Here is a 24733-nt window from a genome sequence, read left to right on the forward strand (position 1 = left end):
CGGCTCCGCACCGGTGATGGCTCAGGCTATGACTGCTTTGCGGAGCTTTTGCATGCGTGTCAACAGCAAGAAAGAAGGGAACGCATTTTGTCCAATAAAGAAACATTTCTTAGAGGCACGCTTATTTTAGCCGCAGCCGCCTTGGTGGCGAGAGTGCTGGGTCTGGTGCAGCGAGTTCCGTTAGAGCATTTGCTTGGTTCCGTAGGGAACGCCTCGTTTACGATTGCGAACAATGCTTATTTGATGTTGCTCACGGTGGCGACAGCAGGTATTCCAAGCACGTTGAGCAAAATGGTCTCCGAGCGTTATGCGCTGAATCGGCCTTCAGAAGCACGACGTGTGTACCATGCGGCGTTGCTGTTTGCGGCGGCGGCTGGAATTATCATTACGGTGGTGCTGTATTTTGGCGCGCCTTATTTTGCCGAGCATGTGGCGGGAGTTCCTCAGTCGGCCTTGGCTATTCAGGCATTGGCACCTGCCTTGCTGCTGTTTCCCGCCATTGCCATGATGCGCGGGTACTTCCAAGGGCGCGGTAACATGACCGCAGGCGGTATTTCACAAATTGTGGAGCAGGTCGCACGGGTGGCTACTGCTATTTTGCTCGCATTTATTATTCTGAAGCTCGGTTATGGAGATCGCGAGGTTGCGGCCGGGGCATCGTTCGGGGGTGTCATGGGAAGCATTGGCGCACTGGCGGTCATGCTGTATTACACGGTGAAAATGCGTCGCCAGGAGCGTCAGGATCGACAAGAGCAATTCCAGGAGGAAAGCTCCGCACTACCGTTGATGCGCATTTACAAAGATATTTTTACGCTGTCTATTCCAATTGTATTGTCTTCTTTAACAGTTCCAGCCGTTAACTTTATTGATACGTCGATTGTGGTTAGACTACTGTCCGTCCAAATCGGCTTGGATCAGGCAACGACCCAGTTGGGTTATTTGGGAGCACGTGCGCAGAGTGTGGCGGGGATTCCGCCGATTTTGGCTATCGCGCTCAGTCAATCGCTCATTCCGATCATTTCGGCGGCTTTTGCCCGCAAGGATGAACAGCATTTGCAAAATCAGATGACGCTGGCCTTGCGGATCTCTATTTTGACTGGAATGCCGATTGTGCTGGCCTTGTGTGTAACCGCCTATTCCATCAATGGCTTACTGTTCAGTTCGCTTGGAGGCAGCGGGATTATCGCTGTTCTGACACTTGGAACGATATTCCAGATCACGATGATGACCTCTAACTCGATTTTGATCGGTATGGGCAAACCGCGTATTTCAATGGTTAATGTCTTGGTCGGTATCGTTGTTAAGCTGGCTGCGAGCTGGTTGCTGGCTGGTTGGCTCGGGATTTACGGCATCATTGCCGCAACCGGATTATGTTTCCTTGTGATTACGCTGCTGAATTTGCATGTGCTCAAAGGCATCGTATCCTTCTCCATCATGGGCCGTCGCTGGGCAGGCTTTCTGACCGCAGTCGTGCTTTCGGGAGCCATTGGATACGGTGTGAATGAGGCTTGTATTCTGCTGATTCATATTATGCCTGCACGTGTGGCCTTCTTCATCGCGTGCTGTATTGCCGGGGCGGCTGTACTGGTATGCTATTTGGTGCTGCTGGTTGTGCTGCGCGTACTGCGCAGGGACGAGTTGGGTAACTACCCGCGTGTGTTGCAAAAGGTACTGCGTCCACTGATGCGTCTCCAGCGTGAGTCCACAGGGCAACGAGGCTAAAAGATGCATAGGCAGCTCTCCGGCTTTTTCAGTGGAAAGGCCGCAGGCTGGCATGCGCGTCATGGGCCATCGCTGTTTTTTGGATGCCGTGGCGATGCTCATGCCGCATGGCAAATAACAGCGGTCGCCTTGGTTCGGTGAAATGCCCGAGCGTGGAGCCGTCCTGAAACCAGTCGTAACGGGGGATCGGATCATAAGACGTATCCGACCAGACGGCGTTCAGCTCGGGGCTGTACAGGCGTTGTCCCGGCGGCAGCCATTCATGTGCCAGTAGCGCTGCACTCTCTTCAGGAGAGCGCAGCGCTTTTTCTTTGTCCGGAGTGAACAGTCCCGGCCAATAGTCGCTGCGTGAGCCAGTGTGAGGCACGCTGGTAGCGAATGATGTTACTTGATCCAGCACCTGCTGGTGACCGAACAGCATGGCATACAGACTTTTACCGAAGCCGATCCGCTCATCCAGATGGCCGAATCGCTCCATCACAAGTCCGGCGAGGCCGCCGTTTAGCCCAAGCGGAAATATGACCTGATTCAACTGGAGCCAATCGTGCAAATAAAAGCCCGGCTTGTGCGTCACAAATTTTTGGAAATACGGATCTTTCACCACCCGGCCCTCAATATAGTTTTGTTCATTGATAATCAGGGCTATGCTTATGAGAGAACTGTCCCGCCAAGCCCAGAAACGTTCCCAGAAGGGTCTCATGAATGGTGATACATGAAAATGGGGGAGCAAATGAAAGCAGCTTCGGCCCAGATGACGGCTATGCATGTATAATTGCAGCTGCGGGTAGGCGTCCTGAAAAATAAGGGCATTGCAGCGCTCCAGCAACCGATATAACCATTCCTTTTCCTGTTCGCCGAACAGATTGTCGATCAGACCGCCCTTCAAATCAGTCATGTTATAGCCACCATTGCGAGAAACCAGATGGGCCAGCAGCGCCCAATGTAACTCGGGGTAGCCGTGATAGCACTCAAGATAAGCGGCTGTCCGGGTGATGTTACTGCGATTTTCCTGTGCCGTATCGTTCTTGATCCGTTCGACCAGCTCACAGTCCGTTTCGCATAAGGGCATATTCAGAGTAGAGGGACGGGTAGCGGGTCCATTCACCATCATGAGTGCTTCGACTTCATCCATGGCGGCCTGTGCGGCTTGGTCATCCCACGGCAGCTCACGCAGTGGATAGCGCAGCTTGCGGGACTCGGTCCAGGCCGCCCGCTTGCCTTCCCACGCTTCCTCCGCAGCACGTGGTACGGAACCGAGCAGCTTTAGCCCCCCCTGAAGCTGGCGTGATGCCACATGGAACCATTCGGTGAAAGACATACTGGATAACCTCCTTTCAAAGTCTGAGAACACTCCGTATTCCGCTAAGTATGCAGGGATGTTCTAAGTGTGTTCTGAAGTATATTGTTAGTATGTCTCGATGGCAGTGCTTCCAATCGGTGATTCGGGAATAATAGGGGAGTGTGCAAAAGCGCCACTTGGCGTTACAATAGATAGAAAGCACAAGTTCTTTTTTACAAACAGAATTCAAGGAGGAATCATCCATGCAAAAGATCGTCTCTCATGAAGACTTTAATAAGGCAATATCCACTTCTGGCGTAACAGTAGCTGTGTTTAAGGCGGACTGGTGCGGAGATTGTCATTTCATTGATCCGTTCATGCCTGATGTGGAACAGCAATATGCAGACAAGCTTACACTAATTGAGATTGATGTAGAGCAGGCGGAAAGCGTTAGCCAGGAGCAAAACGTACTGGGTATTCCCAGCTTTATCGCTTACAGTGAAGGCCGCGAGTTGGTTCGTCTGGTGAACAGATTGCGTAAATCCCGCGAAGAAATCGAGCAGTTTTTGGATCGGGCTGTGGAAGTACACGCCAGCTTGGCTAAATAATTGATGTTGTGCATGGCATAAGGATTCCGAGGGGAATTCTATTTATTAGGGCATTCAGAAAGCCGCTTCCTTCCAAAGGGGGCGGCTTTCTCACGGGACACGTTCACATTTTGTCAACAAAGCACGTATGTCAAGGAACGATATATCAGTTATAATTATTTTAAGTGATCATTTCACAACATTATGAAGTGAATAAATATTATATTTGGAAGGATACGGGTGAATTCTTTGAATAACAAAATCAGAATATTAAAGTGGCTTGCACTCGTAACATGTATTGTCATGTTTCTGGCTACCTTCGGTGGAGGCGTCGTGACGCGGACGGATTCGGGGCTGGGTTGCGGACGTGAATTTCCGCTTTGTAATGGCAAGCTGGTTCCGGCGCATACGATTGCATCTGTTATTGAGTTTACGCATCGCTCTGTTAGTGCCATGGCTGGCATACTCTCCATTGCCTCTTTTGTTGGCTTTTTGCTGTTTATGAAGCATCGTAAGGATTTACAGTTATTCTCGTTGCTGACGTTAATGTTTGTCATAATACAAGGAGCGATGGGGGCTCTGGCTGTCGTCTTTTCCCAATCGGCTGCGGTCATGGCGCTGCATTTTGGATTTGCCCTTATCGCCTTCGCCAGTGCAACCATGATGACGCTGGGAGCCTGGAAGGAACATGCGGATTCACGGTTTACTCCGCGTCTAGCGACCACGCCTGTCAACAGGGGCTATCGTAATTTCATATGGCTGTCGACGATTTATACGTATATTGCTGTGTATTCAGGCGCACTGCTCAGTCACTCGGAAATTCGGAAAATTGTGGATCTCGGCGGTGTGATATCTCCGCTATTGCTTCACCAGCTTTCGGCCGGGCTATTGTTCGTGATCATTTTAGCCGTGGGACATTACTCCTATCGCTATCACCCGAATCATCGGGATATTCGTGTCCTGGGCGTTGTTTCGGTGGTGTTAATTTTACTTCAGGTGATTATTGGGATCAGTCTGCTGTACGTTACCAGACCGGAAATTTACATGTTCGTCGTACTCGGACATATGCTGGTTATTGCAACGCTGTTCTCCATTTTGTGCTACTTGAGCTATCGGGTATGGCAGTTGTCGCCGGATCGCAACATCGTTCGGACGCACACACAGCGCACTTAAGTAGTCATGTATGGTTGGTGAAACGGATATTTTGCCCAAGTGGCGTTGAAGCACGTATAATAGCATATAAGAAACAAACCAGGCCCGCGAGTTTCTCGAGGGCTTGATTTGCTTAGGAGGAATCGTCCAGTTGATCTACCAGAATTTACGCCAATTTATTGAAGCGCTACGTAAAGAAAATAATCTTCAAATTATAGAAGCACCTGTCGATCCTTATTTGGAACTGGCCGAAATTCATCGGAGAGTTATTGAGGAAGAAGGCCCGGCATTGCTGTTCACCAATGTAAAAGGTACTCCGTTCCCTGTAGCCAGTAATCTGTTTGGCACAAACCGTCGTGTGGATATGGCCTTTGGGCCTCGCCCGGAACAACTGATGGATGCAATTGTAGGGGCGACCAAAACATTGCTTCCACCTACCCCCAAGGCATTGTGGAATGAACGTGGACTGATTAAGGACATGCTAAAAGTAGGGCTGAAAACGGTATCCCATAGCGAGGCTCCTGTACTGGGAGTTCGCCGTACGGATGCTCCGCTGGCTCCACTTCCAAGAGTGACGAGCTGGCAGGATGACGGGGGGCCGTTTATCACGCTTCCGCTCGTATATACCGAGAAGCCGGGTCAGTCCAAGGATCATAATTTGGGCATGTACCGCATCCAGATTTATGATGATCAGACCACCGGGATTCACTGGCAAATCCATAAAGGCGGCGGCTTTCATTATCATGAAGCTGAGCTGCGTAATGAGCCGTTGCCTACGACAGTTATCATTGGCGGGCCACCTGCTCTGATTGCATCCGCAATTGCTCCGGCACCGGAAAATCTGCCTGAGCTGCTACTTGCCTCGCTCATTATGGGCGGCAAGCTGCCAATGACAGAAGACCCACTCGGCGGTCACCGGATTCCGGCAGAGGCCGAATTTGCGATCAGCGGCTATGTGCCGCCTCACGAACGTCGTCCGGAAGGACCGTTTGGTGATCATTTTGGCTACTACTCCTTACAGCATGATTTCCCTGTATTTCATGTCAAGCATATGTACCACCGTAAGGATGCCATTTATCCAGCAACCATTGTAGGTAAACCACGGCAGGAGGATTATTATCTCGGTGAATTTTTACAACGTCTACTGTCACCTGCCTATCCGCTTGTGATGCCTTCCGTTAAGTCTCTGTGGGCTTACGCAGAAACGGGTGTACATGCATTGGCAGCGGCAGTTGTGCGTGAAAGCTATTCCCGCGAAGCGCTGGTATCAGGCTTTACCATTTTGGGACAGGGCCAATTGTCATTGACCAAATTCCTGATGCTAACGGATCGGGTCATCGATTTATCTGATTTTAACCTGCTGCTGGAAACCATTCTGGAGAGATTTAATCCAGCGACGGATTTATTTATTTTCAATCATACGTCTCACGATACACTTGATTATACAGGCCGTAAGCTGAATCACGGCAGTAAAGCGATCCTGATGGGTGTAGGTGAGCCTATACGTGAACTGCATCGTGCCTATGAAGGAGGCGACCTGCCGGGTATTCGCGAAATTGAGCCGTATTGCGGAGGATGTCTCGTCGTATCCGGTGCGACCTTTGAGCAGGAGCCTGAGCTGGCAGCGCGGGTACTGGAGCGTTTGTCTGCGGGTGAGCAGGAATGGCCGCTTGTCTTTATTGTAGATGATGCCAAGGAAGTCGTTCGCTCACAAGCATCATTCCTGTGGACGGTGTTTACGCGGTTTAACCCGGCTACGGATATGTATGCAGACAGCGAGGTCCGTTTGCATCATTTGAACTACAAGCTGCCAATTGTGGTGGATGCACGCATGAAGCCCGGCTATCCGGATGAAGTGCTGCCGCGCGAGGATATTGTTAAGCTTGTAGATCAACGGTGGACGAGTTATTTCGCTTGACGCTCTAGCCAACCCAACAACCGGATTTTACATTCATAAAAGGAGGCGTGAGCATGATACGCAAGCTGCTAGGCGAGCCGCCACGTGTGAACAAGGGCATTCTGCTGGATGCTATGAACAGCATGTCAGACATGCTGAAATTGCTGGAGCGGCAAATTCAGGCCAGTGGAGATCCGACTCATGCTTTTCGCAAGGCGGATATTTTGACGCGGGGCCTGATGTCATCTTTGGATGAGCTGGAGCAGAGCCATCATGCTGCCGCCTTTTTCCGAACGAAAGTTAAAGCAGGATATGCCGAGGATATGAGCGTGGATGAGAAATCGGATTATGCGTTGTACGTATTCTTTTATAAGGATGGGTTTGTGAGGGTATTTTCCATTTTGGATAAGCTCGGGAACTGGCTCAATGATCTGTATGATCTGAAAACAGGCGAGTATAAGCCGCATTATTCTTATTTTACCGTGCTACGGCAATTCAGGTATTTGAAGATGCATCCTGTAATGACGGACAGCTTAAATGATATCAAGGACTCATACACTGACGCGATCAATCGGCTGCGCAAGCGGCGTAACACGGAAATACACTATATGAATACGGAAATGCAGGATGATCTCTGGCAGCGGCATCGTGCTTTGTACGGCAAGATACAACTGGAGGATTTGGATCATCACCTAGATGATTTGAAGCAAGGTCTGGAGATGGTGAATCGTTCCCTGGCGACTGCTTTTCGTTATACGGCGAAACAGTGGGAGAACCGGGAAGCTCATCCATAATTAAGTCGGAAAATATCCTTTGACAAAGCTATGTAAACTATCTATACTGAAATCTAGTTTCAGAAAATGCTTGAATTATGATTTTATAAATTAATTTAACGGACAGCTAAAGCTGGAGTTTAACATATTTTCTTATCCAGAGAGGTGGAGGGACTGGCCCGATGAAGCCCGGCAACCCGTTCTTTTCCGGTGTGAAACACCGGAAGGGAACATTATGGTGCTAATTCCTACAAAACCGCTAGACTTATAACGGTTTTGACAGATGAGAAAAGGTTCGCATGGTGGGGCCCTTTTCATTTCTGTGAAAGGGGCTCTTTTTGTATAATCATAGAGAAGGAATTTTATAATTCCGGAGAGATGAACGTCGCTTAAAAGGGTAAGGAAGAGTGAAGGGGGTCGCAGCACGTTGATAGAGCTTAAGCAATTAACCAAGCATTATGGCAAAGGCAGCCGACGCGTTAGTGCGCTGTCCGGTTTGAATCTTTCCATAGAGCGTGGTGAAATATTTGGAGTTATCGGTCATTCCGGAGCGGGGAAAAGTACGCTGATCCGCTGTATTAATTTATTGGAACGTCCGACCTCGGGCGAGGTATGGGTAGATGGCGTGAATCTCGCCACGGTAAGCCAATCCCAGTTACAGAAACAGCGTCGTAAAATCGGAATGATCTTTCAGCATTTTAATTTGTTATCCTCGGCGACGGTATATGACAATATTGCCTTTCCGTTGCGCTTGGTAAATACGCCGAAGGAGAAGTTGGACCAGAAGGTTCGTGAATTGCTGGAACTGGTCGGTCTGGAAGAACACAGCGCTAAATATCCATCACAGCTCTCGGGTGGACAAAAGCAGCGGGTAGGTATTGCACGAGCGCTTGCCAGTGATCCTCATGTACTGCTGTGCGACGAGGCAACTTCGGCGCTTGATCCGCAGACGACAGGGTCCATCCTGAAATTGCTTTTAGACATTAACCAGCGCTTTAATTTGACCATCGTGCTGATTACGCATGAAATGCATGTCATTCAAAGCATCTGTGATCGTGTCGGCGTCATTCATCAGGGCGACATCGTGGAGCAAGGTCCGGTGGCAGAAGTATTCCTGAAGCCGCAGCATCAGGTGACCAAGGACTTTATCCAGCGGGAGTCTGAGCATCCCGAGGAGCTACAAGCAGCGATTACAGCAGCAGGAGGCGGCGAATCTGCGCATGTTGTACGGATTTCATTTTTGGGCAGCAAGACATACGATGCGATTCTGTCACGAACGGCTCGTAGTACCGGCGTTGATTTTGCGATCTTGCAGGGAACCATCTCCACAATTAAAAACGTACCGTATGGACAGCTTATCGTCCGTTTTGAAGGAAATCAGGAGGATATTGAGCATACGCTGCGTGAAGTGTCCGGTCAGGGACTTGATGTGGAGGTGATCGGACAATGAGTGAACTTGATTTTTCACAAGTGAGTTGGGAAGAACTAGGTAACTCTACATTAGAGACACTTCAGATGCTTGGTGCATCTGCGTTGTTCACCCTTATTATTGGTCTGCCTCTTGGGATTTTATTGTTTTTGGCAAGCCGCTCTTCATGGAATCTGATGAAGGTGATATACGTTGTACTTTCCTTTATCGTAAACATTTTGCGTTCCGTACCGTTTATTATTTTGATTGTTGCACTGATTCCTTTTACACGGTCGCTGGTGGGGACTTCCACGGGAGTGCTGGGTACGATTCCACCGCTGGTCATTGGTGCTGCGCCATTCTTCGCCCGTCTCGTAGAGACGTCATTGCGCGAAGTGGACAAGGGTGTCATCGAGGCTGCACAAGCCATGGGCGCCTCTACAGGGCAGATTATCCGTCGGGTGCTGTTGCGTGAGGCACTGCCGGGTCTGCTCGCCGCATTAACGATTACCGTTGTTACGCTCGTATCCTATACAGCGATGTCCGGTATGATCGGGGGCGGTGGTCTGGGTACACTGGCTATCAACTACGGATACTACCGTTATGAAACGGCTGTAATGATCGTTGCGGTCGTACTAATGGTCGTACTGGTGCAACTGCTGCAAATGGCGGGAGACCGTCTGGTTCGGCATTATACTCGAAAATAGGGAAACCATATAGATATCCTTATTGATCAGGACGTCTGAATCCTGAACACTACAATTTATTGGAGGGGTAATCACATGAAAAAATGGGTATTGGTCGTATTAAGCTTGACATTAATTGCGGTGCTGGCTGCTTGCGGTACAAAAAGCACGACATCCGATACAAACAATGCGACCCAAAACACAGGCGGGTCACCACGTGAAGTCGAGCTGAAAGTTGGCGCTTCTCCTGTGCCGCACGCGGAAATTTTGGAAGCGATCAAGCCTCAGTTGGAAAAAGAGGGCGTTCGTCTTCAAGTCGTTCAGTTTAACGACTACGTACAACCGAACGTACAATTGTTCGACAAGCAACTGGATGCTAACTTCTATCAACATGTACCTTACATGGATGTTATGAACAAAGAGCGCAAAATGGACCTGGTTTCTGTGGGCGCGGTTCATTTGGAGCCATTCGGTATCTACTCCCAAAAATATAAAAAGCTTGATGAAATTCCAGACGGTGCTACCGTAGCCATCCCGAACGATGCAACCAATGGAGGTCGTGCATTGTTGTTGTTGGAGAAACAAGGTCTGATCAAGCTGAAAGACGCAAGCAACATCGAAGCAACCGTAAAAGATATTACAGAAAACCCGAAAAACCTGAAATTCAAGGAGCTGGAAGCGGCTATGCTGCCACGTCAGTTGCCTGAAGTGGACATTGCACTGATCAACACAAACTACGCTCTGGAAGCGAAGCTGAACCCTACAAAGGATGCACTGGCACTGGAAGACAAGGATTCTCCATATGCTAACGTTCTGGTAGCGCGTCCGGATAATAAAGATTCCGAAGCGATTCAAAAGCTGATCAAAGCTTTGCAATCCCCGGAAACTAAAAAATTCATCGAAGACAAATACCAAGGCGCGATTATCCCGGCATTTTAAGCTGGACACGAGAACGCGTTGAACCCCAACCCCTAATTCTCTTGAACAAGAGGATTTGGGGTTTCTTTTTTGCTGGAGTTGTAGGCGAAGCCTAAATATTTTATACTTGGGAGTGACCGTTCTCTGTGAAGAGGAGGAAAACTGTTGAGACACAAAGTCGCACTCATAACAGGCAGTGCCAAAGGATTAGGTAAAATGACCGCTCTGCGTCTGGCTGATGAAGGCTGTGATATTGCTCTGAATTATGTGCATAGCCAAACCGAAGCCGAAGAGCTTAGGCAGGTGATTGAAGCCAAGGGAGTACGCTGTCTGTCTTTGCAAGGAGATATTTCGATTCAGGAAGATATTACAAGGTTGATCGGCGAAGTACAGAATCGGCTGGGTGGCGTAGATATTATGGTAAATAACGCGGGACCGTTCATCCGGGAACGTCGCTTGTTTGCGGATTACAGTGTAGCCGAGATTCATGCCATGATTCAGGGGAATCTGGTCGGTACGATGCTGCTGGATCATCTGGTACTACCTCATATGCGGAACCAGCAATGGGGACGTATTATTCATTTTGGCTTTGGTCATGCTGGAGAAGCACGAGCTTGGCCGCATCGCGCGGTGTACGCAGCCGCCAAGGTGGGGCTGGTGTCTTTTACGAAGTCACTGGCTGTGGAGGAAGCTCCCTATGGTATCACGGTCAATATGATTTGTCCCGGGGATATCCGGGGGGCGAACAAGGAAAAGTCAATTGCCGACGTCATCGGCTTGCAGGATAAAGAGACACCGCGCGGACGGCCGGGGAGTGGAGAGGACATTGCGCGAGTGATTGCTTATTTGTGTGATGAGGATTCGGATTTTATCACAGGCAATATTATGGATGTGTCGGGAGGGCTGGATCCGATTCGACCGACCATATAAGGGATTAAGATCCAGTAGACCCCGATACACAAAAAAGAGTCTTGAGCTTCGTTACCGAAGTCAAGACTCTCATGATCATTATGCATCAAGCATTAGAATACTTGTACCACTTCTTGGACGCCGTCGACTTCTTCGAGAAGAGCGCGTTCAATCCCTGCTTTCAGCGTGATTGTGGAACTTGGGCAACTGCCGCAAGCGCCTACCAGCTTCAGCTTAACGATGCCGTCTTCTACATCAACCAGCTCAACGTCGCCACCATCGCGTTGCAGGAACGGACGAAGCTTATCCAATACTTCGGATACTTCATCATACATTGGAATGCTTTGTGTTTCGCTCATTAGAATTCAACTCCTTTCCTATACCCTATTTATTATATTACAAAGCGGGCCAAATTAAAATGCCCGTCGTCCAAAGCAGGTGAAAAAATGTTAAGACCCATCATTGAATTTTGCACCAGCAATATGCATTTTGGCACCGATGAATTGATGTCCAGACTGGAGCAAAATCCGGATTACGACGTCATTGAATACGGCTGTCTCAGCAATTGTGGTCAGTGTAACGCAGAACCGTATGCGATGGTCAACGGCGAGATTGTATCTGCCGATTCAGCCGAGCTGCTGTACGAAGTGATTATGAACAAAATCAAGGAAGCCGAGGCGTGGGATAACCTTGATCTAGACTAAGATGTTAATCATTCGTCAGCCTGCTTGTTTCTGTCTATGATATACGCACCGTCCATACATGTTTAAAACAAAGAAGACCCGCCCCCAGAGCAGGTCTTTTTTGTGTGTTGTACCAACAGATTAGCCAAAATGGCGTTTGGATTTCCAGAGCACGCCGCTTTTGAGCAGGCGGGGTACACGACCACGCAGCGAGGTGCTGCCCATAAAACCATAGCCGAATCCGGCTTTCTTGCCAAGCGCACCCAATGTGCCACGCAGCTTCAAAGGATGCGGGTGAGGCGTGTGGCCTTTCCACAAGTCATGTACAATGTGTGCAATCTGCTCACCTTGCACCTCGGCCGCCTGAGCACTTGGGGAGTAGGGGAGACTGGCGCAGTCTCCAACTACATACACCTCGGGATGATCCGGAATTTGGTAATATTCATTTAGCACAATGCGGCCCTGAGGATCTTTGGGCACAGCTAAATCCTGCACGATTTTCACGGGTTGAATCCCGGCAGTCCATACAACCGCATCCGTCACAATTTCTTCATCATGGTTGTAAATAGCGCCCGGCTCAATGCGGCAAACCCCCACATGATTTAACGCATCGACTTGATGCTCCTTAAACCAGGCATGCACATAGGCAGACAAACGCTGCGGGAATGCCGACAGCACCCGCTCGCCCCGATCCATAATGGTAATATTCAAATCCGTGCGGCTTTCGCGCAATTCCGCCGCAATCTCAACACCGCTCAGACCGCCACCTACAATATGCACATGTCCATAAGGCTTGATTTCATTCAGGCGCAGATACGTTTGACGTGTATTGTTAAAGGACTGGATGGTACAGCTATGTTCTTCAGCCCCCGGTGTATTGTGAAAACGGTCAGTACAGCCCAGTGCAATCACAAGCTGTTCATAGGGCAAAGGCTCGCCGTCCTGAAAATGTACAATTTTATTTTCCAAATCCATCGAGGTGACTTCTCCGTATTTGCGAATGAGCCGTTGTTCATCGGGAAAATGCACACGTAAATCAAAATCAGATACCGTCCCGGCCGCAAGGGCGTAGTATTCTGTTTTCAATCCCTGAAAGGGCATCCGATCCACTAAAATGACTTGAACATCGTCGGGAATATATTTATTGAGTAATTCCTTGGCAATGGTAAGGCCACCGTAGCCGCCTCCCAGAATAACGAAATTTTTCATCAAAATCCGCCGTCCTTTCGCTGCCGTGTCCCCGGCAAATGGTCTGGTGCCTCATCAGGAAACCTTGTTCGCCTTCAAATTACGTCTTATCCCGGCGACATGCAAATTCAATGTTTCCGATCAGACACAGGTTTTTTGTTGTTATAAAACCCGGCTTCCCGGCCCGCCTGTAGGCAAGCAGACCAGAAAATTCCGGGGCAGCTTGATGCTGCATGGTGTGAGGTATGGGGATGAAATGCACGCGGGAAAATACGAATCCGATATGGCTTTTATTCGAAAACTTCGATTTCGTTATAGAAGGTGTCCCGTTCAACCGGGATGCGTCCGGCACCTTTGACCAGCCAGATCAGCTCTTTACGGGTCAATCCGGCCGGGGTCAGTGCACCTGCGGCATGGCTGATTTGCTCACGCACAATCGTGCCATGGACGTCCGATGCGCCAAAGGTCAGAGCAACCTGCGTCAATTGCGGGCCAATATTAATGAAGTAAGCTTTGACATGGTCGATATTGTCCAGCATCAGGCGGCTGATCGCAATCGTTTTGAGATCCTCGTAAGCGGAGTTGCGGCGCATGATGTTGGCATTTTTGCTTTTCGGCTGCATGGACAGTGGAATAAATACCATAAATCCGTTCGTTTCGTCCTGCAATGCACGGATTTGCAGCATATGTTCAATACGATCCTCGTAGGATTCAACCGAACCGTACAGCATTGTCGTATGGGTTCTCATACCGAGATTGTGAGCCGTGCGATGAACCTCAAGATAGCGATCTACATTCGCTTTGGTGACACGCATTTTTTGGCGATACTCATCTGATAAAATTTCTGCGCCACCGCCGGTCAGTGTTTGCAGCCCTGCCTTTTGCAGCTCCTGAAGCACTTCTTTGATACTCAAGCCGCTAATGCGTGTGAAAAAGTCAATTTCCGCCGCAGTATAAGCTTTGAGTGTAACGTTGGGGTACTTTTCATTTAGCGCCTTCAATGAGTCTACATAGTATTGGAAAGGCACATGATTATTATGACCGCCGACGATATGGAATTCTCTGACCCCCGGATGGATATGCTGCTCAACATAATCAATCATTTCCTGCCCGGACAACGTATAAGAGCCGTCTTCCCCCTGATCCTTGCGGAAATTACAGAACGCGCAGCGCGCTTCGCATACATTGGTGAAGTACAGGCTCATGTTCTCGATAAAATAAACCTTTTTTCCGTTCTTGCGTAAATTCGCTTCGTTAGCTAACTGACCCAGTGTGAGAATATCGTCAGTTTCGTACAAATATATACCATCTTCAAGGTTCAAACGGATGCCGTTCTGTACCTTTTCTACAATCTCCGCCATTCTACGGTCTGTAAAGGGTGTAACTAATGTGGACATGCCTATTCCTCCTTCAAGTTGCTCTGTGCGAGGCTGTCCGCCCTATAAGCGGCACAAGCGCTTGATGCACACAGGATGTCCCGTTCCGTCGGTACGAATCCGGCAGCGCGGATATGTGATATGTGAAAAATGTTACAATGCCAAGCTACAATGATGAATGTCTCAGAACTTCATCTATGAAATGACAAATTTCCGACAGTTTCTTTTACACGCTCTTCACCTATTATAAACCTCACCTCACAGGTGTTCAATACAAACGAACAGAAAAACAGGTCTTTTAGCCTGTTAGGGAAGGACATTCCATGACTTGAGCACCCGCAAATAGTGGAGTATACTGAAGGAGTACATGAAGTAAAAGAGGAGGATGGAGTCATGATTAACATCACCGATTCCGCTGCCGAGCGCTTGAAAGATATGCTGGAGCAGCAGGAAACGCCGAATATGTTTTTGCGTCTGGGTGTTACGCCGGGCGGTTGCACCGGATTCTCGTATGCCATGGGCTTTGACGACAACGAGACGGATCAGGATATATATATGAACGTACAGGATATGAAGATTGTAGTGGAAAAGGAAAGCATCCGCTACCTGGACGGTCTGGAAATCGACTTTGAAGAGTCTGGTATGTCAGGCGGTTTTACCATTCATAATCCGAATGCAATCGCTACCTGTGGTTGCGGTTCAAGCTTCCGTACAGCTACGGATGCAGGGAAGCCGAACGAAGAGCCTTGTTAATTAATGTTTTTCGAGTGGTGATCTGAATTATAGAAGCCTAAATGTCAGGATGGTTCCCTAAAAACATGCGTTTAGGTTGTGGATAACGGCCTTTGTGACGGGGTTTACTCGTTGCAGAGGTCTTTTTTGTGTTGTTTTTTTCTGTTTATTATCATCATTTGCTTTTGAGATGCCGATATAACATGGAGTTCTGGAGAACTATTTTCTACATAAATTTTACGTGAAGGAAGTGGAAAGAGATGTTGAAAAAGAAATGGCTTATCACTCCGCTGGTTGCGGTGGCACTGTTTTTTAGTCAATCCGCATTCGCGGCAAATACGTTTACTGATGTGAACGGGACAAAATATGAATGGGCTGCTGAATCTATTCGTTTGATGGTCGACAAAGGTGTTGTCAAGGGCTATGAGGATGGGACCTTCAAGCCAGGCAAAACCATAACGAAAGCGGAATTTGTAAATATGTTTCACAAGCTTTTTCCAGAGATCAATCATTCGTCCGGAAAAGCTTCAGAATTTGTTGATGCGCGTAAGCACTGGGCGAATAAAGATTTTGCAGCATTATTCAATGGGGATTATGTTTGGGGCTTCACTGAAAGAGTAGGGGGCAAATATCCAAACTATCAATTCTATATCAATCCCGACAAACCGCTGACCCGCTGGGATGTTATGATGATTGCTTCCGTTCGGACGGATTATACGAATCAGACTCTTCATCCTGAGATCAAGGAAGTAATCTCTGCAGCTGCGCAGTATAAGGATATAAAAATTCGTCAGGCGAATTACAATGACAATTACTCGTTCAGCTATCCAGTAATATACATCGACACGACTCAAGAGGAGCCCTATTATGATGGAGATTCCCAAGATCAAAAAGGAGAAGCATTCTACACCCTGACTAATATGGGCGTCCTTACCGCCAATGATGGATACCTTCACCCCAAAGCGCTAGTCACACGGGCTGAAGCGGTTACCATTTTACAGCGTTTGTACGAAGCGACAAAGCAATCGAAGTGATGAATAGTCCTTATGTTATTGTTGAATACTTCCATTTGTCTGTAGGGCGCTACGATATATCACATGCATGCACGTATAAATCAGACGAAAGCAAAGAAAAGATTCAACTATAAATGAAGGCCTCTATAGCGGTATAGTTGCGTACTATATTGCTATAGAGGCCTTTTTGAATGTGTTTAATGATCATTATCACTACAAGTAGAAGTTTATTGGGTATACCGTATCATAAATAATTTTTGAAAGAAAATATATACAGATGTACTTAATGTACGATTTTTTATACATAAATTACAGTATTGCATACAAACATCTAGCACTTATCGAATAAAAAGTTCACATTATTTTAATTAGAGTTTTACTTCACTAAAATTTCAGTATAGGAGCTTATATTTGAATTGAATGCGGAGGGAGTAGAAGTATATATGAGCAACCCAGTTGACTTAAAGCGAGTTACCATGACATATGGACTTGATGATGATCCTCATATGTTTGAACTATTTGAGGGAGTTTTGTATGAGCGTAGCTATTTCTTTTATCTTGAACATGGAATATTGTATCTGCGACATGTACGAAAGGTAGAACAACCGAATCATCCACATCTTTATGTGGATGGGGAAAGTGGTGGGCTACAATTAGCGGAGAATGTACAACGTGAGATCATGGAGGTTGCTACAGAGCTGATCGAGCGTTTGCGTAGTAAGGATGGATTGACGTTTTTACTGGATGAACTGCTATGGCTACATGGTCGAAATCATGTTGAGCTTAACCTCGTGAAAACAAAGGGAAATCTGTAAGCCAGTATTGTTTTTCTTATGGTTCCTTCTATATTTCAATTATCCCATTTATGCTATAATGATTTGGACAAAATTACCGGTGGGGAAGATGCGGCGAAGCTAGCCCGAGAGGGGGTGACGCCGTGTCATTTGATCTAATCGTGAAGGTTCTTGACGTTGTGCTAAAGTTGGTCAGTATTACTACTGGCCTGAAGGCTTTAGTTCAAGCCTGGAAACAATCACGTAAAGACAAGAAAAACCACCGGGAATAGGTTAGGCGCCTAGCTATCCGGTGGTTTTTCGTACGCAGTATGAAATTCTCGCCGTGGTCGCCCACCGGCCTTTGTCAGAAAGTCGCGATGTGCAACCATCGCGGCTATTCTTATTTTACCCAAGTGTCATAGGCTATATGACACGTATTGCGTGTCACTGCTTGTTCGTTTAGTATAGCATAGCGTTGTTCTTTTTTCTACAACGGCTATGAATAGTCGTACACATTATTTTGATTCGTTCAACGTGCAAGCAGGCTTGGCTAAAATGACTATTTTACCACGCTACAATGTCCTGAAATGATCTTTAACGCCCCATCCATATCGTGCCAAACACGGGTGTAGCACATTTCATCTTCAATGGGTTCATTACCTACCGTTCCTCGTAAAGAAACTCGCGTCACAGTTACCGCAGTACCATCCAGCGGAATCACCTTTTGGTCCAACACTTGCATATCCGTAGCTTTTACTTCTCCAAATCGGTAAATAACTCCTGCGCGGTGCGCACAAATAACTGTACAGCCAGAGAAGCATTGTGCAGGGATGGCACAGCGATACCAATCTGGCGCGTAATCAGAGGGGTGGTTTCCTTGACAGTCAGATCATGGGGGAATGTGGACAAGGAGAGGGATGAGACGATCCCCATGCCTAGTCCTTGTCGAACCATGCTGACCAGGGTGCTGACATTGTGAGTAGTGAAACGTGCCTGCAACTGGCTTTGCTCACGCTCGAAGCCTTCCATAATGGCAACCTCATGTCCGCCTTTACAGAAGATCATATCCTGCTGGTTCAAGTCCCGAATGGCGATTTTGCTTTGTGATTGCAAAGGGTGACCGTCCGGCAGGAGGATAACCATATTATCCTGACATAAAGGGATGATATCCACCTGCGGGTCTGGCAGCAGAATGATGCCTGCTTCAATCTCTCGGTTATGCAGCCATTCCTTAACCTCATTCGTGGAGCCTTCATGCAGATCGAATATGAGATTCGGGTAATGCTGGCGAATATGATGTATGATTGGAGGCAGAAAATAGGCGGATGCCGAAGGGAAGGCTCCGATGGTGATGGTGCCAACGTCCAGCCCTTTTTCGGCGGCGACCTGCTGCTCCACCTTTTCCATGCTTTGCAGTATCATGCGGAATTGCAGCAGTACCTTTTGCCCGATATCCGTCAGCAGCACGCCTTTTTTTCGGTCACGCAGCAATAGCTGGACATCAAGCTCACTCTCAATACTGGCGATGGCGTGGCTGACTGCGGGTTGTGTCATATGCAGTTCATGGGCAGTTTGGGTAAAGTTTAGCGTTTCAGCTACGCGGACAAAGATCATGATTTGGGTAATGGTCATAAGCGAAAAGTTATCTCCCTTATCGAAAACATTCATTTTATTTATTAGTGCCCACAGTATACGCTAGTAAAGTGAAGCTATGCAAATGGCTGTAAATGACTATAGCCGTATGAAATGCGCGATGATCATCGCTAGGGGAGAGGAAGGTATTTATGAAAACATTAACACCTAAAGCTACGCTGTGGCTTGTAATGATATTAGTGATGGTGTGGGGAATTAACTGGCCGTTGACCAAGCTGGCTCTGCCGGATACACCGCCGATTTTATTTTCAGGCATACGTACGTTGCTGGGCGGGCTAATCCTGCTTATGTTTGCTATGCGTCACAGGGAGACTTTGCGTTTGAGGCAGAATGCGTGGACGTATCTCGTTCTGGCGATATTTAATATTACAGGCTACTATGGCTTGCAGACGGTGGGGCTACGATATTTGCCTGCCGGGTTATTTTCCGCTTTAGTATTCCTCCAGCCGATCTTGCTTGGATTGTTCTCCTGGTTGTGGTTGGGTGAGCGCATGTTTCCGATGAAGGTCATTGGACTGGTTCTTGGCTTTGGCGGGGTGATCGTGATTAGCTCCGGAGGGATGGCCGGGCATTTGTCCGTCTTGGGTATCGTGCTGGGGCTGGCCTCTGGGCTGTGCTGGGCACTCGGAACGATTTATATGAAGAAAAAAAGCAAGCAGTTGGACTCCATTTGGGCGGTGACGATGCAGCTCATTTTTGGGGGAATTCTACTCAATGGGATTGGACTTACCACGGAGAAATGGAGCGATATTCATTGGAGCCCTTCCTTTATCGGTATCTTGCTGTTTATATCCGTATTCGTGATTGCGATGGGCTGGATGATTTATTTTAAACTGATTGATAACGGAGAAGCAGGAACGGTTGGTTCCTATACGTTTATGATTCCGGTGCTGTCTACGATCTTTAGTATGGTGATGCTCAAGGAATCGCTTACCCTGACGTTCGTGGTGGGATTGGTGCTGATCGCGGGCAGTGTGTATCTGGTGAATACGGCTTTACCGGGAAAACGAGGCAACCGAAGCTCAAGGGCCAATGAAACGAAAACCTGCACCAATAAATCCATTTCATAATACCCTCAGTAGCTTTAATAAAGAGTACATATAGATCAAAATGGTTTAGTTTGTCTATATGCAGTATACATTTCGTTGGCTTAATCATTTATGAAATGGATTCAAATGAATAGAGAATGAGAAAGTAGGAAAAATATACTAGATTATAAAAGGGGGTCATAGTAAAATATGACTATGTAAAATAGAGAGGAAGTTTGCTATGGGGGAATTAAGCAGTCATACTCAGTCTGTGGAGCCGCAACCACAGGCTGTTCGTAAGCTCGCAGTTGTAGCCACGGTCATTTCAGGAATAGCTGTACTCGGATGTATTACCTTGGCGTTATGGAATTATAATCTGACGGCAAAGGTAAATACTTTAACTACAGCGAATGCTTCACTCAACAAGACAACGCAAGCATTGACAAAGCAACAAAAGGATACAGAGGCGCTGCTGCAACAGGTTAGATTAGCAGCCAACCTGTCGTCCATATCGCATGTATTGGAGCAGACTTCCGTCGTTACTGATGATTTTGTATTGGAAAAAGTGACCTTTGATGTAGCAGAGAATGGTACGTTGAAGGGTGTGCTTTTAAATGTGAACAATCAACCGAATCTTGGTTTCGATGGTGCTTATCAAGGTTATGGTAAATATAATATGGCTTCTTCTACTTTGACGAAGAAGGCGGAGGAAGTCATAAACATAGCTATGAAACAATATGGTACGTCGGACAAGCTTCCGGTATGGGATAAAAATACGAAGGTGGAAATGACGGTACAAAATTATGAACTTGGAAAGCGGGAAGGTGGAATTTTCAAGCTTGCCAGTCAGAAATAGGAGGTACCTTATGAAGGATTTTGATGTAACTAAAGCCAAGTATGATCCGAAGCAGGAAGAACAGGTGAAAAAGGGATTTTTCAAAAAGGTGAAATCCACGGCCGGGAAGGTTCCTTTTGTGAAGGATGCGGTGGCCATGTACTATTGTGCGATAGATCCTGAAACGCCTCTTTATGCCAAAGGGGTGGCCTTCGGGGCCTTGGCGTATTTTATTTCTCCATTGGATGCGATATCGGATGTCATTCCGGTGCTGGGATTCACGGATGATGCGGGTGTCGTGCTGGCGGCCTTAAAAGTGCTGGACATGCATATCAAGCCTGCCCACCGGGAGAAGGCGAACGAATTTCTTTCTTGAGGATTGCTTGAAGAACGGGGGAGCCAGGGAATGGATAGATACACGTCTACAGCGAGGGAACGCTGGCAGATGAGACAGAGTGAGCCGAAGTCGCAGGGCTGGGTGCTTGCTTTGTTTGGCTGGATTTTTGCAGGATTGGGGCTACTATTAAGTATTTTAGTCATTGGTAATCTATCGGCTATTCTGGGTTTAGTCTTCGGCATTTTGACGAAACGGATAGAGCAACGTAATACACAGGGCATCCTGATTATCGTTTTAAGCTCCGTTGGGATCGGCATCGGGTTGTTGATTTTTATTATTTTTGCAGCACAAGGTTTTGTAGAAGGCCTGATTAGAGGTTATAATGAGCATTATCAGTCAGGGAGGTAAACAGCATTGAGCGTCATTATTTCACAGCAGATATCAGCAACGGGCGTGAAGGAATATACGAAGGTGATCAAAACATTTGATTCCCATTTTACACCTTTAGTTGGACAGAAAATTAGGGATACGGCTTTTGGCGATATGCAATATTATGACGTCGAGGATGTATTTATTGATCTGGCAGAGAATGAATACTGGGTGATTTTACCTGCAGTTCTGCTGCACACCGATGATATTGAGGATGTGCGGGATGCGGTACGTGAGTATCGTTCACATGGTTGGGAATGTACAAAACCTTTGTAAATCCATACTGTATAAGCATCTATACGGAAACGTCTTTCTTTTGCGAGATAGGCGTTTTTTTGTGTATTTATGTATAAAATCTTCCTAATGATTGGCATGAAAAGAAAGAATTAATGCTGAAAATGCGCAAATTGTATCATTTTTTATCATAAAACGACAAGTTGGGAAATGAAAACGGACTTAATGTGTTATACTTAGTATATCAAAGGACAAGAGTCTAAAACGACCGGTAAGGCCCTTTCTTTGAAGAGCCTCGTAAGGTTCAACGTTTATCCAAAATAAATGGTCAAAAGGAAAAGGGGAAATGCTAACGTGAGAGTGAATTTGAAATTTACGAACAAAGGGCAAGTTGCAGTCGAGAAGTTCAATAATGAGGAGCTTATCGAAATCTTTACCCGCTACATTAAAACGTTAAGCAAGAAGTATGATATCTCGGTTACCGTACCGGAAGATCTGAATGAGCAGATCTTGGCAGAGGGCACCGTAAAGGTCGTGTTGGATAAGATTAATTGTGACATGGACGCTTTTTTCAAGGAGCTGAGCCGGGATATTAAGGTGCCACTGGTCAAAAGATTGGGTACCAAATTGGATAACGTGTTTAAGACCGAGGTCGTGGAGCAGGAACAGAACTAAGGACAAGGATCAGGCGAGTCTGAATGATGATTCGCAATATGAAATCATAAAACCTCCCGAATGGGGCGCATGGCTAGGCAATGTGCTCGTTCGGGAGGTTTTATATGTTTAAACTGCTCTATTCAGCAGGAAAACATGCAATGTCGGTCCGTTAGCGGGTGGCGGACGCAAGGCGCAGCTTGGCTAAATCAAACGAAGGCACAAGTCCTTCCTGTGCGGCGCGTCCGAGCAGTGCTTCGATGGCTGCGTATCCACTGTCGCCCAGATTGGCGGTAAAGTCGTTCACGTACAGGTCGATATGTGATTGGGCGACATCCGGTGACAGCTCCTGCGCATGGGACAATACATATTCGCGCGAAGCCTCGGGATGCTTCCAGGCGTACTCGACAGAGGCGTGTATCCAGCCTGCGATCGCATCGAGGTCCAGAGAACGGCGGGCAATAATGGCTCCAAGCGGAATCGGGAGACCCGTATCTTCTTCCCACCAGTTGCCCAGGTCCACTTGCTTGCTGAGACCGTAGGACGGATACGTGAAACGTGCCTCGTGAATAACCAGCCCGGCATCCATATGTCCGTCACGGACAGCAGGCATGATCTGGTCGAATGGCATCACGACTATTTCGCCGACTCCTCCCGGCACATGCTTGGCCGCCCACAGGCGGAATAGCAGATAGGCCGTGGAGCGTTCGCTCGGCACAGCTACGCGCTTGCCGGACAGGGCTTCCGGCCCTTGCGCCGTGGTGCCTTCCTTGGTCAGCACGAGCGGCCCGCAGCCCCGGCCGAGTGCGCCGCCGCAAGGCAGCAGGGCGTATTCATCCAGCACCCAAGGGAGCGCAGCATACGAGATTTTCATAACATCCAGCCCGTTTGGCGTTACCGCCAAATTGTTGGTGATGTCAATATCGGCGAATGTGATGTCCAGCGCGGGTGCGCCCGGAATTAATCCATGCGCCAGGGCATGGAAGACAAAGGTGTCATTGGGACAAGGTGAAAAAGCAATTTGCATCTATATAACCTCCGTTAATGTAGAAAATGCGGCTTCCAACGCTTGCAAAGCCTCTTTAATCCGCCAGGCTGCGCGGTCACGTGCGCCAACTGCATTGGAAATCGTGCGGATTTCCATCACAGGCAGCTCCAGCCTGTTCGCCGCTACGGCTACCCCGTAGCCTTCCATCGCTTCGGCAGCAGCCCCGGGAACGCGCGCAGCCAGCCGTTCTGCGGTTGCCGCTGTACCTGTCGCCGTCGTGACGGTCAGGATCGGCCCGGCGACGGCTGTCTGTCCGGCGGCGCGCAGCGTCTGAACGAGCCGCTGCGTGGTTGCGCCGTTCACGGCGATTCGGCTGGAGCCGAAGCCCAGCTCGTCCACGCTGCTGAAGCCCTCCGCCGTCTCGGCCCCGAGGTCGGCGGCGATGATCGCGTCAGCGACGACGACGCTCTCCAGTGCGGCTACATCCATGAAGCCGCCGCCGATTCCGGCGCTGATGACCAGGCGGTAGCCACCGCCAGCCAGTGCCAACGCGGTCGAAGCTGCTGCGGACGGAGCGCCCACACCAGCAAGCTCAACCGCAAAGCGGCTGTCGCCTTTCAGCCCGCGCAGCACGGCTTCCCGTTCGCCCTCAACCGCGGTCATGATCAGGATGCGTCCGTCTGCTGTTGTAGGCTCCATCGGTTGATTCCCCTTTAAATTTAGATCATATGCTACTTCATCATACTGCTTTTTGAAACGATGTTCAAAAAATAACGACAAAAAAAAGCGCTCTGTGGCGCTTTTTGTATAAACCTGCAATATTTTCACAAATCGAAAGCCAGCAGCATCGCTGCCTTAAATAATAACGATTACCCTGTGGTAAGAGTTGGACATCAGTTATTTTCAAGGTAAAAAAGCAATTCTAATCTGGAAGAACAGTACAGGTATAGCATATAATAATTATATCGGCTGATCCTTGGTGATCAACTGAAACATCGTGATATTGCGGTCATAATGGCTTTGGGTCCCATCCTGATTGCGTACCCGAATCATCTCGCTGCTGAACAATTCGATATATCCGCTGCCAATCTCGCAGTATACGCCCGTCGGGTCCTCCTGCCAGACTGAAACGAGATGTTGAGACAGCGCCGCGGTGAAAAATTCGATGTTTTTTTGCAGTACGCGTGGCGTTTTCTTGGGTTCCATAACGTAAATCCTCCCTATATGATGCCATTTGAAAATAAAGCAATTGAATGTGGCTGCTATGTGGCAAGTAACAACATGATAAACATAAAAAACAATAAAAAAAGTACGGTTCGACAATTTACCTCAATGAAACAGACGTAAACACTGTACCCTTTAATACTATTTTTGTAAAGTATCCGATTGACCTTTTCAACATCAGGCTGCGTTTTACACACATTTTACATTGCGTTTACACAGCCGTGATGCTAGTGCGTTTCATCTAATAGTACA

27 protein-coding genes and 1 riboswitch are annotated in these 24733 nt (G+C 47.9%); of the genes, 19 read left to right on the top strand and 8 right to left on the bottom strand.

Annotated elements, in window-relative coordinates:
• The first annotated feature begins 87 nt into the window (after positions 1-87).
• The gene (locus ACWXW9_RS16395; RefSeq protein ID WP_494930256.1) at positions 88-1722 is read left to right on the top strand and encodes a putative polysaccharide biosynthesis protein; all 1635 of its coding nucleotides are present in this window, start codon (positions 88-90) and stop codon (positions 1720-1722) included.
• 28 nt (positions 1723-1750) lie between these two features.
• Here the strand turns inward: ACWXW9_RS16395 and ACWXW9_RS16400 are convergent, their stop codons facing one another.
• Positions 1751-3040, bottom strand: a complete 1290-nt coding sequence (locus tag ACWXW9_RS16400) for a DUF2515 family protein (protein WP_494930257.1) — start codon at positions 3038-3040, stop codon at positions 1751-1753.
• Positions 3041-3264: 224 nt separating this feature from the next.
• Here ACWXW9_RS16400 and ACWXW9_RS16405 point away from each other — a divergent pair, with 224 nt between their 5' ends.
• From ACWXW9_RS16405 to ACWXW9_RS16440, 8 genes are all read left to right on the top strand, one after another.
• The gene (locus ACWXW9_RS16405) at positions 3265-3609 is read left to right on the top strand and encodes a thioredoxin family protein (RefSeq protein WP_013311844.1); all 345 of its coding nucleotides are present in this window, start codon (positions 3265-3267) and stop codon (positions 3607-3609) included.
• A gap of 219 nt (positions 3610-3828) precedes the next feature.
• Positions 3829-4761: a COX15/CtaA family protein gene (locus tag ACWXW9_RS16410; RefSeq protein ID WP_494930258.1), complete on the top strand. Its 933-nt coding sequence runs from the start codon at positions 3829-3831 to the stop codon at positions 4759-4761.
• Positions 4762-4891: 130 nt separating this feature from the next.
• Positions 4892-6658 (top strand): UbiD family decarboxylase, encoded by a 1767-nt coding sequence (locus ACWXW9_RS16415; protein WP_494930259.1) that lies wholly within the window; start codon positions 4892-4894, stop codon positions 6656-6658.
• 53 nt (positions 6659-6711) lie between these two features.
• Positions 6712-7431: a Cthe_2314 family HEPN domain-containing protein gene (locus ACWXW9_RS16420; RefSeq protein WP_494930260.1), complete on the top strand. Its 720-nt coding sequence runs from the start codon at positions 6712-6714 to the stop codon at positions 7429-7431.
• 129 nt (positions 7432-7560) lie between these two features.
• Positions 7561-7700, top strand: a riboswitch (SAM riboswitch).
• A gap of 137 nt (positions 7701-7837) precedes the next feature.
• Positions 7838-8860, top strand: a complete 1023-nt coding sequence (locus tag ACWXW9_RS16425) for a methionine ABC transporter ATP-binding protein (protein WP_494930261.1) — start codon at positions 7838-7840, stop codon at positions 8858-8860.
• Positions 8857-9525: a methionine ABC transporter permease gene (locus ACWXW9_RS16430; protein ID WP_134912822.1), complete on the top strand. Its 669-nt coding sequence runs from the start codon at positions 8857-8859 to the stop codon at positions 9523-9525. The genes ACWXW9_RS16425 and ACWXW9_RS16430 overlap by 4 nt, the downstream gene beginning before the upstream one ends.
• A gap of 75 nt (positions 9526-9600) precedes the next feature.
• Positions 9601-10443, top strand: a complete 843-nt coding sequence (locus ACWXW9_RS16435) for a MetQ/NlpA family ABC transporter substrate-binding protein (RefSeq protein ID WP_494930262.1) — start codon at positions 9601-9603, stop codon at positions 10441-10443.
• Between the two features lie 144 nt (positions 10444-10587).
• A complete protein-coding gene (locus ACWXW9_RS16440; RefSeq protein ID WP_494930263.1) occupies positions 10588-11352 on the top strand; it encodes an SDR family oxidoreductase in 765 nt (254 codons plus the stop codon).
• 92 nt (positions 11353-11444) lie between these two features.
• On the opposite strand, the gene ACWXW9_RS16445 is transcribed toward ACWXW9_RS16440, so the two are convergent.
• Positions 11445-11690 carry a NifU family protein gene (locus tag ACWXW9_RS16445; RefSeq protein ID WP_025684715.1) on the bottom strand — a complete coding sequence of 82 codons (246 nt, stop codon included), beginning with the start codon at positions 11688-11690 and terminating at the stop codon, positions 11445-11447.
• Positions 11691-11777: 87 nt separating this feature from the next.
• On the opposite strand from ACWXW9_RS16445, the gene ACWXW9_RS16450 reads away from it, so the two are divergent.
• Entirely contained in the window at positions 11778-12035 is a 258-nt protein-coding gene (locus ACWXW9_RS16450) for a YuzB family protein (protein ID WP_044645448.1), read from the top strand.
• A gap of 120 nt (positions 12036-12155) precedes the next feature.
• Here the strand turns inward: ACWXW9_RS16450 and ACWXW9_RS16455 are convergent, their stop codons facing one another.
• On the bottom strand, positions 12156-13223 hold the full coding sequence (locus ACWXW9_RS16455; RefSeq protein WP_494930264.1) for an NAD(P)/FAD-dependent oxidoreductase: 1068 nt from the start codon (positions 13221-13223) through the stop codon (positions 12156-12158).
• Between the two features lie 269 nt (positions 13224-13492).
• Complete coding sequence (gene mqnE, locus ACWXW9_RS16460; protein WP_014277863.1) at positions 13493-14599, bottom strand: aminofutalosine synthase MqnE; 1107 nt, start codon at positions 14597-14599, stop codon at positions 13493-13495.
• Between the two features lie 372 nt (positions 14600-14971).
• Between mqnE and ACWXW9_RS16465 the strand changes: the two genes are divergently transcribed.
• The 3 genes from ACWXW9_RS16465 (at position 14972) to ACWXW9_RS16475 (ending at position 17138) form a co-directional block, all read left to right on the top strand.
• Entirely contained in the window at positions 14972-15331 is a 360-nt protein-coding gene (locus ACWXW9_RS16465; protein WP_014277861.1) for a HesB/IscA family protein, read from the top strand.
• Positions 15332-15570: 239 nt separating this feature from the next.
• Entirely contained in the window at positions 15571-16344 is a 774-nt protein-coding gene (locus tag ACWXW9_RS16470) for an S-layer homology domain-containing protein (RefSeq protein ID WP_494930265.1), read from the top strand.
• Between the two features lie 422 nt (positions 16345-16766).
• Entirely contained in the window at positions 16767-17138 is a 372-nt protein-coding gene (locus tag ACWXW9_RS16475) for a hypothetical protein (protein WP_494930266.1), read from the top strand.
• Positions 17139-17852: 714 nt separating this feature from the next.
• Here ACWXW9_RS16475 and ACWXW9_RS16480 read toward each other — a convergent pair.
• Positions 17853-18731 carry a LysR family transcriptional regulator gene (locus ACWXW9_RS16480; protein ID WP_494930267.1) on the bottom strand — a complete coding sequence of 293 codons (879 nt, stop codon included), beginning with the start codon at positions 18729-18731 and terminating at the stop codon, positions 17853-17855.
• Positions 18732-18883: 152 nt separating this feature from the next.
• Here ACWXW9_RS16480 and ACWXW9_RS16485 point away from each other — a divergent pair, with 152 nt between their 5' ends.
• From ACWXW9_RS16485 to ACWXW9_RS16510, 6 genes are all read left to right on the top strand, one after another.
• Complete coding sequence (locus tag ACWXW9_RS16485) at positions 18884-19822, top strand: DMT family transporter (protein WP_494930268.1); 939 nt, start codon at positions 18884-18886, stop codon at positions 19820-19822.
• Positions 19823-20021: 199 nt separating this feature from the next.
• Complete coding sequence (locus ACWXW9_RS16490) at positions 20022-20636, top strand: hypothetical protein (RefSeq protein ID WP_494930269.1); 615 nt, start codon at positions 20022-20024, stop codon at positions 20634-20636.
• 10 nt (positions 20637-20646) lie between these two features.
• The gene (locus ACWXW9_RS16495; RefSeq protein ID WP_431087059.1) at positions 20647-20991 is read left to right on the top strand and encodes a YkvA family protein; all 345 of its coding nucleotides are present in this window, start codon (positions 20647-20649) and stop codon (positions 20989-20991) included.
• Positions 20992-21021: 30 nt separating this feature from the next.
• On the top strand, positions 21022-21360 hold the full coding sequence (locus ACWXW9_RS16500) for a hypothetical protein (RefSeq protein WP_494930270.1): 339 nt from the start codon (positions 21022-21024) through the stop codon (positions 21358-21360).
• A 6-nt stretch (positions 21361-21366) separates the two neighbouring features.
• Positions 21367-21657: a hypothetical protein gene (locus ACWXW9_RS16505; protein WP_025682160.1), complete on the top strand. Its 291-nt coding sequence runs from the start codon at positions 21367-21369 to the stop codon at positions 21655-21657.
• 312 nt (positions 21658-21969) lie between these two features.
• Positions 21970-22290: a hypothetical protein gene (locus ACWXW9_RS16510; protein ID WP_014277849.1), complete on the top strand. Its 321-nt coding sequence runs from the start codon at positions 21970-21972 to the stop codon at positions 22288-22290.
• 151 nt (positions 22291-22441) lie between these two features.
• Here ACWXW9_RS16510 and ACWXW9_RS16515 read toward each other — a convergent pair whose 3' ends face one another.
• The 3 genes from ACWXW9_RS16515 to ACWXW9_RS16525 all read right to left on the bottom strand — a co-directional run bounded on the left by ACWXW9_RS16515 (position 22442) and on the right by ACWXW9_RS16525 (position 24463).
• Complete coding sequence (locus ACWXW9_RS16515; RefSeq protein WP_494930271.1) at positions 22442-23296, bottom strand: 1,4-dihydroxy-6-naphtoate synthase; 855 nt, start codon at positions 23294-23296, stop codon at positions 22442-22444.
• On the bottom strand, positions 23297-23956 hold the full coding sequence (locus ACWXW9_RS16520; RefSeq protein WP_494930338.1) for a futalosine hydrolase: 660 nt from the start codon (positions 23954-23956) through the stop codon (positions 23297-23299). It lies immediately after the preceding gene.
• Between the two features lie 261 nt (positions 23957-24217).
• Positions 24218-24463 (bottom strand): hypothetical protein, encoded by a 246-nt coding sequence (locus ACWXW9_RS16525; protein ID WP_044645463.1) that lies wholly within the window; start codon positions 24461-24463, stop codon positions 24218-24220.
• Positions 24464-24733: the final 270 nt, after the last annotated feature.

The organism is Paenibacillus sp. LT-B23 (genome assembly GCF_059417685.1).

Coding starts and splice junctions, on each gene's coding strand:
- ACWXW9_RS16445 (WP_025684715.1), bottom strand. CDS start 11,690: ATGAGCGAAACACAAAGCATTCCAATGTATGATGAAGTATCCGAAGTA.
- mqnE (WP_014277863.1), bottom strand. CDS start 14,599: ATGTCCACATTAGTTACACCCTTTACAGACCGTAGAATGGCGGAGATT.
- ACWXW9_RS16450 (WP_044645448.1), top strand. CDS start 11,778: ATGTTAAGACCCATCATTGAATTTTGCACCAGCAATATGCATTTTGGC.
- ACWXW9_RS16400 (WP_494930257.1), bottom strand. CDS start 3,040: ATGTCTTTCACCGAATGGTTCCATGTGGCATCACGCCAGCTTCAGGGG.
- ACWXW9_RS16490 (WP_494930269.1), top strand. CDS start 20,022: ATGGGGGAATTAAGCAGTCATACTCAGTCTGTGGAGCCGCAACCACAG.
- ACWXW9_RS16465 (WP_014277861.1), top strand. CDS start 14,972: ATGATTAACATCACCGATTCCGCTGCCGAGCGCTTGAAAGATATGCTG.
- ACWXW9_RS16420 (WP_494930260.1), top strand. CDS start 6,712: ATGATACGCAAGCTGCTAGGCGAGCCGCCACGTGTGAACAAGGGCATT.
- ACWXW9_RS16500 (WP_494930270.1), top strand. CDS start 21,022: ATGGATAGATACACGTCTACAGCGAGGGAACGCTGGCAGATGAGACAG.
- ACWXW9_RS16435 (WP_494930262.1), top strand. CDS start 9,601: ATGAAAAAATGGGTATTGGTCGTATTAAGCTTGACATTAATTGCGGTG.
- ACWXW9_RS16520 (WP_494930338.1), bottom strand. CDS start 23,956: ATGGAGCCTACAACAGCAGACGGACGCATCCTGATCATGACCGCGGTT.
- ACWXW9_RS16455 (WP_494930264.1), bottom strand. CDS start 13,223: ATGAAAAATTTCGTTATTCTGGGAGGCGGCTACGGTGGCCTTACCATT.
- ACWXW9_RS16525 (WP_044645463.1), bottom strand. CDS start 24,463: ATGGAACCCAAGAAAACGCCACGCGTACTGCAAAAAAACATCGAATTT.
- ACWXW9_RS16470 (WP_494930265.1), top strand. CDS start 15,571: ATGTTGAAAAAGAAATGGCTTATCACTCCGCTGGTTGCGGTGGCACTG.
- ACWXW9_RS16515 (WP_494930271.1), bottom strand. CDS start 23,296: ATGCAAATTGCTTTTTCACCTTGTCCCAATGACACCTTTGTCTTCCAT.
- ACWXW9_RS16485 (WP_494930268.1), top strand. CDS start 18,884: ATGAAAACATTAACACCTAAAGCTACGCTGTGGCTTGTAATGATATTA.
- ACWXW9_RS16480 (WP_494930267.1), bottom strand. CDS start 18,731: ATGACCATTACCCAAATCATGATCTTTGTCCGCGTAGCTGAAACGCTA.
- ACWXW9_RS16430 (WP_134912822.1), top strand. CDS start 8,857: ATGAGTGAACTTGATTTTTCACAAGTGAGTTGGGAAGAACTAGGTAAC.
- ACWXW9_RS16475 (WP_494930266.1), top strand. CDS start 16,767: ATGAGCAACCCAGTTGACTTAAAGCGAGTTACCATGACATATGGACTT.
- ACWXW9_RS16405 (WP_013311844.1), top strand. CDS start 3,265: ATGCAAAAGATCGTCTCTCATGAAGACTTTAATAAGGCAATATCCACT.
- ACWXW9_RS16495 (WP_431087059.1), top strand. CDS start 20,647: ATGAAGGATTTTGATGTAACTAAAGCCAAGTATGATCCGAAGCAGGAA.